Genomic DNA, 14,981 nt, shown 5'->3' with positions numbered 1-14,981 from the left:
ACTAGAACCGGCGGTTGCCGGGTGGAGGCGCGCCTATGTCCTTGGGCGACCCCGATTGTCAAGGCACAGTTTGCGTGTTTATCGATTTTCCGATGAACGATCGTGAAAACCACGCCGACAAGCCTGACAAGAAGGCCCGCCTGGCCGAGGCGCTGCGCGCCAATCTGCGCCGGCGCAAGGCCCAGGCGCGCGCCGCGGCGGAAACCGCCGCCGACGACGCGGCCGATGATCCCGCCGCCGCCGTCACCGCGGACGGTGCTGCGTCCCCAGACCGGCCGTGACGAACAGCACGCTTGCCGACTCGCCGGGGGCGATGTCGGCGGTGTGCCAGCATCCGGGCGGATTGATCGCATAATCGCCCGCCGCGAGCGTCTGGCGCGTCTCGCCGCCGTCCTCGCCCGCCTGGATCAGCGTGATCCGCCCGGCGGTGCATACCACCAGCTCGTCGCCCAGCGGGTGCATTTCCCAGCTGTCCCATGGCGTGTCGAAGCGGTGCAGGCTCACCAGCCGCCCCTCCGGCCCGTCGGTGGCGGTGCGCCGGACATAATCGGCATACCATTCCATGCCGGTGAACCGCGGCTGGGGCTCGGCGCGCGCGCCTTGCCCCAGATGGACGGGATATTCGGTCAGCGAGGCCATGGTCGTGCTCCCTGGTCGGGCGGGCTCCTCAGGCGGCCGTGCCGCGGTTCAGATCGGCCGGCACTTGTCGGCCAGCCATGCCTGCGTCTCGGCGTCGAGCTGCGGCCCGATCAGCGCCAGCACCTCGGCATGATAGGCGTCGAGCCACGCGCGCTCGCGCGGGGTCAGCAGCTCGCGGTCGATCAGCGTGCGTTCGATCGGGGCAAAGGTCAGCGTCTCGAACCGCAGCATCGGCTGCTCGGCGCCCGCGATTCCGGCATCGACCGCATGGACCAGATTCTCGATCCGGATGCCATATTCGCCGGCCTTGTAATAACCCGGCTCGTTCGACAGGAACATGCCCGCGCGCAGCGGCTCCAGCGCCTGCCCGCCGGGGTAAAAGGGCTGGGCGATGCGCTGCGGCCCTTCGTGCACCGACAGATAGGCGCCGACGCCGTGCCCGGTGCCATGGCCGTAATCGCACCCGATTTCCCACAAGGGCGCACGGGCAAAGGCGTCGATCTGCGCGCCCGTCGTGCCTTCGGGAAAGATCGCGGTGGCGATGCCGATATGCCCCTTCAGCACGCGGGTGAAGCGGTCCTTCATCTCGGCGCTCGGCGTGCCCACGGGCATCACCCGCGTCACGTCGGTGGTGCCGTCGGCATATTGGCCGCCCGAATCGACTAGATAGAGCTGGCCCGGCGCGATCGGCAGGCTCGATTCCTCGGTCACCTTGTAATGCGGGATGGCGGCGTTGGGGCCGGTCGCCGAAATCGTGTCGAAGCTCAGGTCGATCAGCTTGCCCGTCGCCTCGCGGAACCGGCGCAGTTCATCCGCGGCCCGCATTTCGGTCAGTTCGCCCTTGGGCGCCTCGGTCTCGAACCAGCGCAGGAAGCGCACCAGTGCGGCGCCGTCGCGCGCCTGCGCCGCCTTGTGCCCGGCAACCTCGGCGGGGTTCTTGATCGCCTTGGCGAGCACCACCGGGTCGCGCACCGCCAGCACGCGCGCGCCGCCGGCCTCCAGCGCGTCAAAGATCGCCGCGACCGCGCGTTCGGGATCGGCGGCGACGCGGCGGCCCTGCAACTGCCCCAGCGCGGGGGCGAAGGCGTCGCGGTTCTGGATGCGCACGGCGTTGCCCAGTTGCTGGCGTACCGCGTCGGTCACTTTTTCGGGCGCGACGAACAGGTCGGCAGTGCCGTCGCCATGGACGAGCGCATAGGCGAGCGCGACCGGCGTGTGCGCGACGTCGCTGCCGCGCAGGTTGAACGCCCAGGCGATCGAATCGAGTGCCGACAGCACCAGCGTGTCGGCGCCGCGCGCCTGCAGCCATTCGCCGATCTCGGCGCGCTTGGCCGATGCGCTGCGGCCCGCCAGCGCCTCGTCATAGGGTTGCAGGGCGGCGGGCGAGGGGGCGGGGCGGTCGTGCCAGATCGCGTCGACCGGGTTCGCCTCGACGGCGATCAGCGTCGCGCCCTTGTCGGCCAGCGCCGCGCGCGTATCGGCGACCCAGCCGCGCGTGTGGAGCCACGGATCGTAACCGATCCGCCCGCCCGCCGGGGCGTGCGCCGCCAGCCAGTCGGCGATGCTCGTCGCGGGCACGCCCACATAGTCCCAATGCGTGCCGTCGACCTGCTGGCGCACCTGGATCGTGTAACGGCCGTCGACGAAGATCGCGGCGCGATCGGCCAGCACCACCGCGCTGCCTGCGGACCCCTGGAATCCGGTCAGCCAGGCAAGCCGCTGGGCATAGGCGCCGACATATTCGCTCATATGCTCGTCGGTCAGCGGCACGACGAAACCGTCGAGCCCCTGCGCGGCAAGCTGCTGGCGGAGTTGGTGGAGGCGATCGGCGTGGGAAGACATGCAGGGTCCGTCTGTTGCGATTCGGGATGCGCGGCGCGCGCGGCTGGCGGCTTCTTGGACCCATTGCGCGCCGGGCTCAATCTTCGTGCGCCTGCCGGTGCCACCGCCGCCGCGCGACCGCCTATAATGGTACGGATGTGACATGAACCGGAACGGTGTGGGCCGACGCGCCTCGGTGGGAATAGGAAAGGGCTGGGACATATGCCCAGGCAGGGGGAGATCACCAGGCGGCTCGCGGCCGATCCGCTTCGCGGCTTCGGCATGCGCTATGTCCGCCAGATCGTCCTGCCCATCATCGCGCTGATCGCACTCACGCTCGGTGTCGGCTGGTTCGGGCTGCTCTGGACCGCCGACCAGTTCAACCGCATTTCGGCGCAGCACCAGGTCGAGGCGACGCGGCGCGCGCTCAACAACGCGATCGACGAACTCGCCTATCAGCAGCAGTCGGTCGCGCAATGGACGCTGCTCGATGCGGTGCTCCACGGCAGCACGCCCGATCAGCACTGGCTGCACGCCAATGTCGGCCGCCGGATGCGCGCGATGTTCGGGCATGACGCGACGCTGATCCTCAACGGCGACGATCGTCCCGTCTATGCCTCGATCGAGGGCAAGCAGCGCGACCCGCGCTGGATCCTCCAGATGATGCCCCAGCTTCAGCCGCTGATCGACGGCATCCGCGGGCGCTTGCCCGGCCCCGGCAACGCCCATTCGCGGCGTTCCCCGGTCGTCGTGGGGGGCGAGGCCGATTCGTCGGGCAACGCGCTGTCGGCGCACGAAAGCGACGTCGTGCTGCTCGGCGGGCGTCCGGCCGCGGCCAGCGCGATGCCGGTCGGCGAGCCCGGCCGGCGCGGCGGGCCGGCGCGCCCCTTCATCCTGCTCACCGTCCAGTATCTCGATCAGGCCTATCTCGGCCGCATTGCGCGCCAGGATGCGATCGACGGGCTGCGCTTCTCGGTGCTGCCGCGTCTCGCCCGGGACGAAAAGGCGGTGCCGCTCGACAATGGCGGCGGGCACCGGCTCGGCTATTTCATCTGGACGCCGCATTCGGCCGCGCGAGAGATCAATCCGGTGCTCATCACCGGCGCGCTCGGCCTGCTCGCGACGATGGTGACCGGGCTCGCCTGGCTTGCGCTCTCGCTCTGGCGGTCGGGGCGCCAGCTCGCCGACGCGATGCTTCAGCTTCAGGCCAGCGAGGCGCAGGCGCATCACATGGCGCTTCACGACGCGCTCACCGGCCTTCCCAACCGCGCGCTGTTCGAAAACCGCCTCGACCGCGCGCTGGCGCGGGCGCGGCGCGGCCGGCGCTTCGCCATCCTCGCGCTCGACCTCGATCGGTTCAAGCAGGTCAACGACACCTATGGCCATCCCGCGGGCGACGCGCTGATCCGCGAGGTCGCGCATCGGCTGTGCCTGATCGCGCGCGCGAATGACACCGTTGCCCGGCTCGGCGGCGACGAGTTCGTGCTGCTGCTCGACGATGTCGGCACCACCGATCAGGTCGACGCCGTGTGCGATCGCATCTGCGCGGCCGTCACCGATCCGTTCGACCTGCTGGGCAACCGTGTCTTTGTCGGCGTCAGCATCGGGGTCGCGATCATCCCCGACACGGGCACCGAACGGACCGAGGTGCTGCGCAAGGCCGATCTCGCGCTCTATCGCGCCAAGAGCGAGGGGCGGAACTGCCGCCGCTATTTCGAGCCCGAGATGGACGACGACGTCAAGCTGCGCAGCGCGACCGAGGACGAGCTGCGTTCGGCACTCGCCGACGGCCGCCAGCTCCGCGTCCATTTCCAGCCCGAAATGGATACCACCGGCCGCCGCGCGGTCGGCGTCGAGGCGCTGGTGCGCTGGGAGCATCCGGTGCGCGGGCTGCTCGGCCCCGATCATTTCATCGGCATCGCCGAGGATGCCGGGCTGATCGGCGAGCTGGGCGACTGGGTGATCGAGCAGGCGTGCGGCTTTGCCTCGCGCTGGCCCGAGCTGTTCGTCGCCGTCAACGTCTCGCCGGTGCAGATGCGCAACGCCGATTTCGCCCCGCGCGTCGCGGCGATCGTCGCGCGCCATGGCTGCCGCCCCGCGCAGATCGAGTTCGAGATCACCGAAAATCTGCTCATCGAGGATGCCGAGATCGCCTCGGTCCGCCTCGCCGAACTGCGCGCGCTCGGCTTCCGCGTCGCGCTCGACGATTTCGGCACCGGCTATTCCAGCCTCAGCCATCTTCAGCAGTTCGAGGTCGACAAGATCAAGATCGACCGCAGCTTCACCGAAAATCTCGACGAGACCGACGATGCCGCCGCGATCGTCACCGCCGTGGTGACGCTCGGCCACGCCATGGGGCTTCGCGTGACGGCGGAGGGCGTCGAAACCAAGGCGCAGTGGCGCTTCCTCGCCGGCGCGGGCTGCGACGAGCTTCAGGGCTATCTCTTCTGCCAGGCGCTCCCCGAAACCGATCTCGTCTGGTTCCTGCGCGGCGCGACCCGCCGCGACGCCGCCTGAGCCGCGCGCCCGCGGCGTCAGCGGCAGCGCTTGGGCGCCGTCAGCGTCCGGTCGATCGCGCGGCCGCCCAGCGCGCCGCCGGCGCCGCCCGCCACCGCGCCGATCAGCCCATGGCCCAGGATCGCCGGCCCCGCCAGCACGCCCACCACGCCGCCCGCGATCAGTCCGGTGGTGCCGCGCGATTTGCGGCATACGCGGTAATGGCGGCGGCCATGGCCGTGATGTCCGGCATGGCGTTCGTAACGCTGCCCGCGCGGCGCCGCATCGGCGGCGACCGGCGCCGCCACCGGCAGCACCAGCGCCACCGCGCTCATCAGGCTTACCAGCTTGTGCATCGCCAATCTCCCTGTTCGGCTTCGAACCCGCTCGGCGTCGCCTTATCCCCTCGCGGCTGAACACAGCGCAACGACCGCGCCGGTTATCGACAGCCGCCGCAGCGGCGTTATGGATAGCGGCATGACCGATCTTCCCAAGCCGCCCGTCGCTGCCACCCGCCCGCACAGCTTCACCCGCCACGGCATCACGATCGAGGATCCCTGGGCGTGGCTGCGCGACCCCGGCTACCCCGACGTCACCGACAAGGACGTGCTCGCCTATCTCGAGGCCGAGAACGCCTATTTCGACGCCGTCATGGCCCCGCTCAAGCCGCTGTCCGAAACGCTGTTCCAGGAGATGCGCGGGCGGATCAAGGAAGACGAGGCCAGCGTTCCCCAGAAGGACGGCGACTGGCTCTACTGGACCGATCACGAGGTCGGCGCCGAATATGCCCGCTGGTGGCGCAAGCCGGTCGCGGGCGGCGACGACGTGCTGATCCTCGACGAGACCGCGCTCGCCGCCGGCAAGGAATATTTCCGCCTCGGCGAGATCTCCGTGAGCCCCGACGGCCGCTGGCTCGCCTATGCCTATGACGACAACGGCTCGGAGCGGTTCGAAGTCCGCGTCAAGGACCTCACCACCGGCGAACTCCTCCCCGACACCATCTCGGGCATGCTCTCCGAGATCGTGTGGACGGCGGATTCGAAGGGCTTCCTCTACGGCCTCGCCAACGAGAACTGGCGCACCGACAATGCCCGCTGGCACAAGCTGGGCGAGCCGGTCGAGAACGACGTGGAGCTGTTCCGCGAGAAGGACGAAGGCTACCGCGTCGCCGTCGGCGAGACCCAGTCGCGCAAATGGCTGACCATCGCCACCGGCGACCACACGACCAGCGAGGTCTGGCTGCTCCCCGCCGACAATCCCGCCGCCACGCCGATCTGCGTCGCCCCGCGCAAGCCCGGCCGCGAATATGACGTGGACGAGCATGACGGCACGCTGTTCATCCACACCAACGATACCGACACCAACTGGCGCCTCGTCACCGCGCCGATCACCGCGCCGTCCGAATGGACCGAGCGCATCGCCCCCTCGCGCCATTTCTACATGACCGGCGTCACCTGCTTCGCCGATTTCTTCATCGTCGAAGGCCGCGAGGACGGGCTCGATCAGATCGAACTGCACCGCTACGACGCCAGCGTGCCCCCCACGCGCCTCAAGTTCCCCGAGGCGAGCTATGTCGCGGGCCTGGGCGACAACCCGGAGTACGCCGTCACCAAGCTCCGGCTCGGCTATGAATCGATGGTCACCCCCGGCACCGTCCAGGATTACGATGTTGCAACGGGCGCGCTGGAGACGCTGAAGGTCCAGGAAATCCCCAGCGGCTATGACGGCAGCAAGTACCGCACCGAGCGCCTGACCATCACCGCGCGCGACGGCACCGCCGTCCCCGTCTCGATCGTCTACCCCAAGGACTTCCCGCGCGACGGCACCGGCAAGCTCTATCTCTATGCCTACGGCGCCTATGGCCACGCCATCCCGCCGGGCTTCTCGACCAGCCGCATGTCGTTCCTCGATCGCGGCATGGCCTTCGCCATCGCCCATATCCGCGGCGGCGACGATCTCGGCCAGCACTGGTATCACGAGGGCAAGCTGGAGAAGCGCACCAACACCTTCCACGATTTCGTCGACGTGGCGAAGGGGCTGATCGCCCTCGGCTATACCGCGCCGGGCCAGATCGCCATCGCCGGCCGATCGGCGGGCGGCGAGCTGATGGGCGCGGTGGTCAATTCGGACCCCGAGCTGTGGGGCGCGGTGATCGCCGACGTGCCGTTCGTCGACGTGCTCAACACCATGCTCGACGAGAGCCTGCCGCTCACCCCCGGCGAGTGGCCCGAATGGGGCAACCCGATCGAGGACAAGGCGGCGTTCGAGCTGATCCGCAGCTACAGCCCGTACGACAATGTGCGGCCCCAGGCCTATCCGCCGATGCTGATCTCGGGCGGCCTCAACGACCCGCGCGTGACCTATTGGGAGCCCGCCAAATGGGCCGCCCGCCTGCGCGCGACCAAGACCGACGACAACATCCTGCTGCTCAAGACCAATATGGGCGCCGGCCATGGCGGCAAGTCCGGGCGGTGGGAGAGTCTGCGGGAGTACGCCGACGAGATGGCGTTCGTGCTTTGGCAGTTGGGGGTGGAGGGGTAAGAATTCACCCAAACCAAGGTGGCGGCGGCACAAGTAATGTGCCGCCGAACCTATCACACATTCACTTCCGCAACCTCGCCTAAGTTGCCGGCAATCACTACCGGAACACTTGCTCCCAACTTCGCAATAAAGTCTATGGTTATGATCGCATCGTTTTTATCGATTGGCCAAAGAGAGACTCCAGCTAAAAACGGATTAACGTCGGCCTCATGAGCTATTTGATTCCGCCTTTTCCAGATGCTTTTGAGCTGCCCCTTTATATCGTCAGCCGACCTCGGGGCGAGCACCCCTGCATTAACAAGTTCACAAAGCCGATTCCAAGGTTTTTCACAGTAGCAAGATAGCAACTCTCCCAATTTGGCAGGGTCCACAAACGCCTTATAGGAATTGCTTTCTCTTACACACCGCTCCGCAGCGCCAACCCGGTCATCTTGATCCTGTATCGTCATTATCTCCATAGGGAGCTTTATATTCCTAGTGGCGACTCCCGTTGAAAATCTGAATTTAGCTTCTATTGCAGCAAGTTCATGAACAAGGAAGTCAAATGAGCTTACTGCCAAGAAGTACGCAGAACGCAAAGCATCGTCATTAGCAGCTGCATTAGGCCTCAAAGCGTTGAGCGCATCGAAAAGCGTGATCATTTGCCGAGACCGCTCAATCGCATGATCGAACGTCTCAGTCGCCGAGATGAACCTGTCCATATTAGAACCTGTCTGTCAGAGCGATAACCTTCTCCGCACCGGACCTAAATCCATTATAAACATCTTGAATTTTACTATGATACGTTTCCGCGACATTACCCCGGAAGTTCGTGTCTTTGACTAAATCGATAGCGAATACCGGCTTTGCCAGCTCTTGAGCAGTCGCAATCAAGCCGTCTAGCGAGCCTATCTCCATAAGGAAATCGGTCGGAAGAGCGTGAGCATCCGAATATATTTCATTATCGAGAAGCATATTAGCGGCTTCAAGAGCAACCAATAGATCCGTGCTTTTTACCTCAGCAAGCTTGTTGAACCACTTCTGGAAGGCCTGGGTCGGCCGAGCCTCTTCGTCTCCGCGCGCTCGCTTTCGAAAGTTATTTACCGTCGATCCCAAATATTTAGGCGTAACCGGTCGGAACGGATAGTCCGCAACCTTCAGCAAAGCGTTGCTCGCGGCCTTCCTTCCCCACTCTCCCCACTTTGGAAGCGTTCTAGCCAAAGACCGGAGAGCCATCGAAGAAAAGAGATCAGGAGCCATAGGCAATATGAAGGCATCGCTGGTCATAAACAGGTTCTGGTTGATCGCACCTAAGCTCGGACTCATATCAACCAAAGCGAAGTCTATACTATACTCTTCTCCAGACCTGGCTATAGCATGATGTAGAGCACCAGGGATATTTTGAAGAGCAGAAAGAGTATTGCTGAGCTCGTGCGCTACGGCTAACTGGCTTTCATATTCAGCTAAGCCAACATGGCCGGGCAGTAGAAACAATCCCTTTTGAACAGGAGACTCATAAAGCTCCGTTGCTCCAATCATATAAGGTCGTGATTCAAATGCGGGCCTTACTGCATCACGAATGTTCTTTGGCTCTTGGGGATTTTTGCTCTCGAACGGGTAATCCTCCGTATCGATGTCGCCTAAAAACACCCCTGTTAGATTGCACTGTGGATCACAATCCACAACCATCACCCGCTTACCCAATAGCGACAGCATCCACGCCAAGTGGAACGTCATAGTCGTTTTGGCCACGCCCCCCTTGTGGTTGAAAACGGCAATCTGCTTCATGTTATCCCCCTCAGCCGGTCGTCTTAAAATGAGTTAGAGCAGCAAGAATCTTCAAAAACAATAAACACTTGGGCACACATCCCCTCAATCCCCCGCAAACCCAAACGCCGTAACCCCGCGCTCCCGCTCGCTCCCCGCCGCCGCGCGGCCCGCGGGCGCCGCCGAGCGCTGCGGGCACGCAGGCCGCGTACACGCCCGGCACCCCAGCCCGATCGGCGCCGCCCGCCCCGCCAGGTCCACCCCGCGCGCCGCCGCCAGCGTCCCCGCCTCCGCCGTCGGCAGGCCCGGCGCGATCACGAAGCGCGGGCGCACCCGCCGGGGCCGCGCCGCCCCGCCGCCGCGTCCCGCCCAGATCCATCGGAAAAGCGTCCCGCCCCGCGCCCTATCGCCCGTCCGCGATTGCCCGCGCGATCAGCGGCGTGCGCCGGTGGCAGCTCTGGCAAAAGGCATAGTCGAACAGCGCGTTGAGCCGCCATCGCTGCCCGTGCGCGTCCCATTCGGCCCAGGCGTCGCGGACCAGCGCGGGCGACCCGCAATGCGTGCAGGCATAATCGACGGCCCCCGTCGCCGCCCCCGTCTCGGCCCCCAGCCCCGTCGCATCCCCGGCCGCTGCCGCCGCCGCGCGCGCATCGTCCGCCCCGGCGTGCGGGGCGTCGTCATGCGCATCGCCGTCGCGCGCATCCTCGTCGTGCAGGTCGGGAGCGGGGTCGGCGGACCGGGGCTGGCCGGTCGGTGCGCGGGGCGGGCGGGGGGTGTGCGGCATGGCGGCGATCTTAGCCGCATCGCCACCGTTTCGGCGCCAATCCGCTCCGGATCGGATCAATCCGCCGCGCGCGCCGCGCGGGCAGGCGGCGGGGCCGCGCGGCGCGGGTTCAGACCGCGGCGGCCACCGGCCGTGCGGCCATCCCGCGCGCCATGCGGCGGAACGCGTCGAGCATCTGTTCGGCCAACGCGGGCTCGATCCGCGGGTCGGCGGTGACCGCGCGGTCCATCGCGTGCAGCCATTGCTGCGCCGTCTGCGGCGTGATCCCCAGCCCGCGGTGCAGCCCCATGATGCACGCGCCCGGGCGCGCGTCGAACCAGTCGCGCGGGCCGCCCAGCCAGGCGATCAGGAACTGCTCCAGCGACTCGCGCGTCGGCCCCAGATCCTCGGCATGCATCGCGCGCAGCGCGGCATAGGCCGGGTCCTGCTCCATCAGGTCGTAAAAGCGGGCGACCACCGCGTGCACCGTCGAGGCGCCGCCGATCTGGATATAGGGGGAGGGCTCGGCCATGCGCGATCCTTGCCCGGGTCGGCGGGCGTCCGGCCTTGACTGGTATCAAAGTCGCGCGCCCCGCGGAACCGGCTTTGCCTGCCTGGCAATAGGATAGAGCCCGGATGTCGCGCCCGCGTGGCGGCGGCGTCGCACCGCCCCGGTCGCGACGATTGCGGCCGCGCGTCCCGCCGCCTAGGGCCGGCGGCGATGTTGGTATCGTCTGCGTTCACCGCGCGCCGGGGCGTCGCCCGCCCGCGCGCCTCCCGCCCGTCGTCCCGCGCCTGCCGCCGGTCGCTCGCCTTGCTCCTCGCGCTCCTTCCCGCCGTCGCCGCGTGCGATGCCGGGCCGCCCGCCGCCAAGCCCGGCGCGGGTGCGGTCGCCGCCGGTGCCTTCGGCTATTGCCCGCGCGGCGGCGCCGATCGCTGTGTCGTCGACGGCGACACCTTCCGCCTCGACGGCGCGCGCATCCGCATCGCCGATATCGACGCGCCCGAGACGCATCCGCCGCGTTGCGCCCGCGAACGCCGGCTCGGCGATGCGGCGACGCGCCGGCTCCAGCAGTTGCTGGGGGAGGGGCCGTTCGACCTCGTCGCCGGCCGGCGCGACACCGATCGCTATGGCCGCAAGCTGCGCATCGTCGAACGCGACGGGCGTTCGATCGGCGCGATGCTCGTCGACGAGGGGCTGGCCCGGCCCTGGGAAGGCCGCCGCCGCCCCTGGTGCTGAGAGCCGCGCGCGGTTCAGCCGCGCGGCTGCTGCTCGGGGGGGACGGGGGTCAGCTCGACGATGTCGACCGCGCCCGCGCTCGTGCCGGGCACCGCGATCCGCCAGCGGAATCCGCCCACGCGCTCCACCACGCCCACCAGGTCGCGCTTGCGGTCGTGCTGATAGCCGATCGAATTGTCGCCTGCCCGCGCCTGACGCGCGCCCAGAAAGATGTACCGGCGCCCGTCGGGATAGAAATAGCCCGCGGCGGGCTCGGCGCCGGTCTGGCGGGCATAGGCGAGCCCGTCGGGTGCGCCCGACACGTTGCAGAAATCGGCAGGCGTCGTGCGCAGGATCGTCGCGCGTCCCCCGGCGCGCAGCCGCAGCGTGCGGCAGCGATAGGCCCCCGGCGGCAACGCCGGATAGTCGAGCCCGGCCTGCGGATCGAGCAGCGCGCCCTGCGCGGTGCGCACCCGTGCGGGCAGCCTGGCGGCCAGCCCCTGCAACGCGGCGGGCAGCGCGGCGAGCCGTCCCTCGTCCTCGCTGGCGATGGTGTTGCGCCACGCCGGCGCGTCCTCGATCGCCACGCTGGCGCGCGCGGCGGGGCGCGTGCGTTCGGCGGCGCAGCCTGCGGCCAGCATCGACACGACCAGGATACCGGCGACCCGCATCATCGAGACTTCCCCCAACACGATTCGAACGGAGCGTCGGGGCCGTCGGCGACGCGCGATCGTCGCGCGGGCGGCCCTTCGTCCCGATCAGGGGTGTCAGTGCCTGGTTAACGAAAGGTTAAAGCTGCGCCGGTTCGCAGGTGCAGCGGGACGAACCGAGGAACCCGCGCCCTACGCACGACGTGCCCGTTCCCCGGCGTCGCGACACCGCCCCCGCGGCCGGGCGCGGGGGCGGTGCGATTCGCGTCGAACGCGGGCTCAGAAGTGGAAGACGACGCCCGCCATCGGCTGGAAGCTGTTGAAGCTCTTGCCAAAGCTGTTGAGTTCCAGCCGGAAGCGCACGCCGCTCTTGCCGGTCACGCCGCCCAGCCCGATGTCGCGCGGGCCGACCTCGATGCCCAGCCCGGCGGTGATGTCGTGGAAATCGCGGCTGTCCTTGCCCAGCGCGTCGAAATTGACCCACTGATAGCCGGCCTTGCCATAGATCAGGCCGCTCTCGCCGATGCGAAAGCCCAAGCGGCCCGCCACGCCATATTCCCAGTCGATGTCGCCCGAAACGCCCTTGGCGGCGTTGCCCTCGACGCCGACGAACACCGGCCCCAGCGGCACGTTGATCCCCGCCACGCCCTGCACCAGCCCGCCGTCGAAATCGCGGCCGCCCGGCGCGCGCGGGATGCCCGCGACCGGATGCGAATCGTCGAACTGCTCGTACCCGCCCATCACGCCGACATAGGGTTCGATCCCGAACGCCCGCGATCCGTCGGGCGCGCGCGGCGTCGCGGCATCGTCGGCGGCGTTGCCCGGCGCGGTGGTCGTCGTGGCCGTCGCCGTGTCGGCGGGGGTCGCCGTCGTGCCCGTGTCATAGGCGGTGCCGGTCGTGCTCGTCTGCGCCAGGGCAGCCGCGGGCATTGCCGCGGCGCAGGCCGCGGCGGCGATGAGGATACGCATGTCGGAATAACCCTTTGCTTGTTGAACCCGCCGGTGGCGCAGGCCCGGAATACGCGGGCACGGGGCGGCCACCGGTGTGGTCAACAAGTCCTGAGCGGGCGCATTGTTGCGCCGCACCCGAACCGGATCGGCACAAATCCGCCCAACTGTTGCATCGCGGCAACAGTGCTTCCCGGCGCCCGCCGCAGGGCGCCGGGGCGGGCGCTGCCGGTCAGCGCAGCGCCGCGTCGAGCAGCCGCGCCAGCCGCAGCCCGCCGCGGCGGATCTGCGCGCGCGCCGGCGCGATCATCGCCTCGATCGCCGCCTCGCTCAGCTGCGCGCGCTGCGGCACCGGGCCGCACGGCTCGCCATAGGCGGTGGCATAGGCGACGTCGCGCGCCACCTGCCAGTTCTCACGGCTCCAGTCGGTGACGGTCCCGGCCTGGTCGATCCGGCGCTCGCGCGGCGAATAGATCCGCACCAGCGACGGCGGCGTCGAAATCGCGCGCTCGGCGAGCAGCCCGTCCCACACCGCGTGCAGGTTCAGCCGCTCGGTCGAATAGCTGCCATAGGTCGTCCGCGCGCGGTTGCCGCCCAGGTCGCCGCGGTCGCCCGCGTGCAGCGGCTGGTGCAGGTCGCCGACGAAATGGACGAGGAAGGCCAGCGCCATCACGCGCTCCTGCATCGGCGTCCGCCGGTTCTTCAGCTTGGCGAACTGGCGCTCGATCTGCGCCGAAACGCAATTGCCGTCGGGGCAGACCGGCTCGATCGCGAACGGCTTGCAGATGTCGACGTTCTGGAAATGCCAGTTATAGGCATAGGCGAAACGCGGCCCCAGCGTCTTGACGCAATCGGCCCATACGCTCGCTTCCTCGATCGTCCGCGTCGGACAGGTCGGCGTGTCGAGCACCGCCGAATGCGCGAGCAACTGCCGGATCTCGCTGCGCGTATGCGGGCTGATGTTCTTCCATGCGATCGCCGCGACCGTCTCGTGGCCATATTCCCAATAGGCCGCGGCCGGGCTGGTCGTGGTGATGAGGGCGGCCAGCGCCGCAATCGCCAGCAACAGGCGCTTCATTGATCGTCTCCGTAAAAAGCCACCAGCCGCTCGCCCGTCGATGCGGCGCGGCCGCGATACATGCCGGGCGTGTTGAAGCTCCAGGCCATCGTCCCGTCGGGGCCGGTCAGGATCACGCCGCCCGTGCCGCCCAGCGCCTTCACCTCGGCCATCACCGTGTCGGCAGCGGCCTGGAGCGTCTCGCCCTTGAAGCGCACGCGCGCGCAGATCTCGTGCGCCACGCCCGCGCGGATGAAGAACTCGCCCGCGCCGGTCGCCGACACCGCACAGGCGCGATCGTCGGCATAGGTGCCCGCGCCGATCACCGGCGTGTCGCCCACGCGGCCCCAGCGCTTGCCGGTCAGCCCGCCGGTCGACGTCGCGGCGGCGACATGCCCCTCGGCGTCCATCGCCACCGCGCCCACCGTGCCGTATTTCAGGTCGACGTCGAACCAGTCGAGCTTGTCGTTCGCCTTCATCTTGTCGAGCTGCCCGCGGCGCTCGGCGGTGGCGAACCAGTCATTGTCGACCTGTTCCAGCCCCTGTTCGCGTGCGAACTGTTCGGCGCCGCTGCCCGCCAGCAGGACGTGCGGGCTCTTTTCCATCACCGCGCGCGCGGCGGCGACCGGGTGGCGCGTCGTCGTCAGCGCGGCGACCGCACCCGCCGCGCGGCGCTTGCCGTCCATGATCGCGGCGTCCAGCTCGTTGCGCCCTTCCCAGGTGAACACCGCGCCGCGCCCGGCGTTGAAATGCGGGTCGTCCTCCAGCACCTGCACCGCGGCCTGCACCGCGTCGATGGCGCTGCCGCCACGGTCGAGCACCGCCGACCCGGCGGTCAGCGCCGCCTCCAGCCCTGCGCGCACCCCGGCTTCCTGTTCGGGGGTGATCCGGTCCTTCTCGATGATTCCCGCGCCGCCATGGATCACCAGCGTCCAGCGGGGTCGTTCTTCGGTTCGGGTGGCAGTCGACATGGCAGATACTCCAACGGCATGGCGGCACCGCGGCGGGGCCGCGCGGGGGCCGGTCTTTCCCGGTCTCGTTCGCCGGCTCCCTAGCAGAAGTCGCGCGCTTCGCCAGCCGGGCGCGGGCGGGGCGGGGCGG

The 14,981-nt window shown here is 68.3% G+C and carries 16 protein-coding genes; 4 read left to right on the top strand and 12 right to left on the bottom strand.

Annotated features, from left to right (window positions below):
- Positions 1-35 precede the first annotated feature (35 nt).
- Positions 36-281 carry a hypothetical protein gene (locus tag ACT3CF_RS11790; RefSeq protein ID WP_478422989.1) on the top strand — a complete coding sequence of 82 codons (246 nt, stop codon included), beginning with the start codon at positions 36-38 and terminating at the stop codon, positions 279-281.
- Here ACT3CF_RS11790 and ACT3CF_RS11785 read toward each other — a convergent pair.
- Positions 244-639, bottom strand: a complete 396-nt coding sequence (locus ACT3CF_RS11785; RefSeq protein ID WP_478422988.1) for a cupin domain-containing protein — start codon at positions 637-639, stop codon at positions 244-246. The genes ACT3CF_RS11790 and ACT3CF_RS11785 overlap by 38 nt on opposite strands.
- 48 nt (positions 640-687) lie before the next feature.
- Positions 688-2,481, bottom strand: a complete 1,794-nt coding sequence (locus tag ACT3CF_RS11780) for an aminopeptidase P family protein (protein WP_478422987.1) — start codon at positions 2,479-2,481, stop codon at positions 688-690.
- Positions 2,482-2,682: 201 nt separating this feature from the next.
- Between ACT3CF_RS11780 and ACT3CF_RS11775 the strand changes: the two genes are divergently transcribed.
- Positions 2,683-4,977 (top strand): putative bifunctional diguanylate cyclase/phosphodiesterase, encoded by a 2,295-nt coding sequence (locus tag ACT3CF_RS11775; protein ID WP_478422985.1) that lies wholly within the window; start codon positions 2,683-2,685, stop codon positions 4,975-4,977.
- Positions 4,978-4,994: 17 nt separating this feature from the next.
- On the opposite strand, the gene ACT3CF_RS11770 is transcribed toward ACT3CF_RS11775, so the two are convergent.
- Positions 4,995-5,312: a hypothetical protein gene (locus tag ACT3CF_RS11770; protein ID WP_478422983.1), complete on the bottom strand. Its 318-nt coding sequence runs from the start codon at positions 5,310-5,312 to the stop codon at positions 4,995-4,997.
- Positions 5,313-5,433: 121 nt separating this feature from the next.
- Here ACT3CF_RS11770 and ACT3CF_RS11765 point away from each other — a divergent pair, with 121 nt between their 5' ends.
- Positions 5,434-7,497: a S9 family peptidase gene (locus ACT3CF_RS11765; protein WP_478422981.1), complete on the top strand. Its 2,064-nt coding sequence runs from the start codon at positions 5,434-5,436 to the stop codon at positions 7,495-7,497.
- 53 nt (positions 7,498-7,550) lie between these two features.
- On the opposite strand, the gene ACT3CF_RS11760 is transcribed toward ACT3CF_RS11765, so the two are convergent.
- The 5 genes from ACT3CF_RS11760 to ACT3CF_RS11740 form a co-directional block, all read right to left on the bottom strand.
- Entirely contained in the window at positions 7,551-8,138 is a 588-nt protein-coding gene (locus ACT3CF_RS11760; protein ID WP_478422979.1) for a hypothetical protein, read from the bottom strand.
- 61 nt (positions 8,139-8,199) lie between these two features.
- A complete protein-coding gene (locus ACT3CF_RS11755; RefSeq protein ID WP_478422977.1) occupies positions 8,200-9,264 on the bottom strand; it encodes a ParA family protein in 1,065 nt (354 codons plus the stop codon).
- Between the two features lie 84 nt (positions 9,265-9,348).
- Entirely contained in the window at positions 9,349-9,618 is a 270-nt protein-coding gene (locus ACT3CF_RS11750) for a short-chain fatty acyl-CoA regulator family protein (protein ID WP_478423479.1), read from the bottom strand.
- A 28-nt stretch (positions 9,619-9,646) separates the two neighbouring features.
- Positions 9,647-10,027: a hypothetical protein gene (locus ACT3CF_RS11745; protein WP_478422976.1), complete on the bottom strand. Its 381-nt coding sequence runs from the start codon at positions 10,025-10,027 to the stop codon at positions 9,647-9,649.
- A gap of 109 nt (positions 10,028-10,136) precedes the next feature.
- Complete coding sequence (locus ACT3CF_RS11740; protein ID WP_478422974.1) at positions 10,137-10,538, bottom strand: group II truncated hemoglobin; 402 nt, start codon at positions 10,536-10,538, stop codon at positions 10,137-10,139.
- 282 nt (positions 10,539-10,820) lie between these two features.
- Between ACT3CF_RS11740 and ACT3CF_RS11735 the strand changes: the two genes are divergently transcribed.
- A complete protein-coding gene (locus ACT3CF_RS11735) occupies positions 10,821-11,246 on the top strand; it encodes a thermonuclease family protein (protein ID WP_478422972.1) in 426 nt (141 codons plus the stop codon).
- A 14-nt stretch (positions 11,247-11,260) separates the two neighbouring features.
- Here the strand turns inward: ACT3CF_RS11735 and ACT3CF_RS11730 are convergent, their stop codons facing one another.
- The 4 genes from ACT3CF_RS11730 to ACT3CF_RS11715 all read right to left on the bottom strand — a co-directional run bounded on the left by ACT3CF_RS11730 (position 11,261) and on the right by ACT3CF_RS11715 (position 14,851).
- Positions 11,261-11,899, bottom strand: a complete 639-nt coding sequence (locus ACT3CF_RS11730; RefSeq protein ID WP_478422971.1) for a DUF4893 domain-containing protein — start codon at positions 11,897-11,899, stop codon at positions 11,261-11,263.
- Between the two features lie 255 nt (positions 11,900-12,154).
- Complete coding sequence (locus ACT3CF_RS11725; protein ID WP_478422969.1) at positions 12,155-12,844, bottom strand: outer membrane protein; 690 nt, start codon at positions 12,842-12,844, stop codon at positions 12,155-12,157.
- Between the two features lie 211 nt (positions 12,845-13,055).
- Positions 13,056-13,901: a S1/P1 nuclease gene (locus ACT3CF_RS11720; protein ID WP_478422967.1), complete on the bottom strand. Its 846-nt coding sequence runs from the start codon at positions 13,899-13,901 to the stop codon at positions 13,056-13,058.
- On the bottom strand, positions 13,898-14,851 hold the full coding sequence (locus ACT3CF_RS11715) for an isoaspartyl peptidase/L-asparaginase family protein (protein WP_478422965.1): 954 nt from the start codon (positions 14,849-14,851) through the stop codon (positions 13,898-13,900). Before ACT3CF_RS11715 ends, ACT3CF_RS11720 begins: the two co-directional genes overlap by 4 nt.
- Between the last annotated feature and the right edge of the window lie 130 nt (positions 14,852-14,981).

Source organism: Sphingomonas chlorellae, assembly GCF_056485145.1.
Note: the sequence above shows the minus strand (reverse complement) of the source record. Positions and strands in the feature narration are given on the sequence as shown.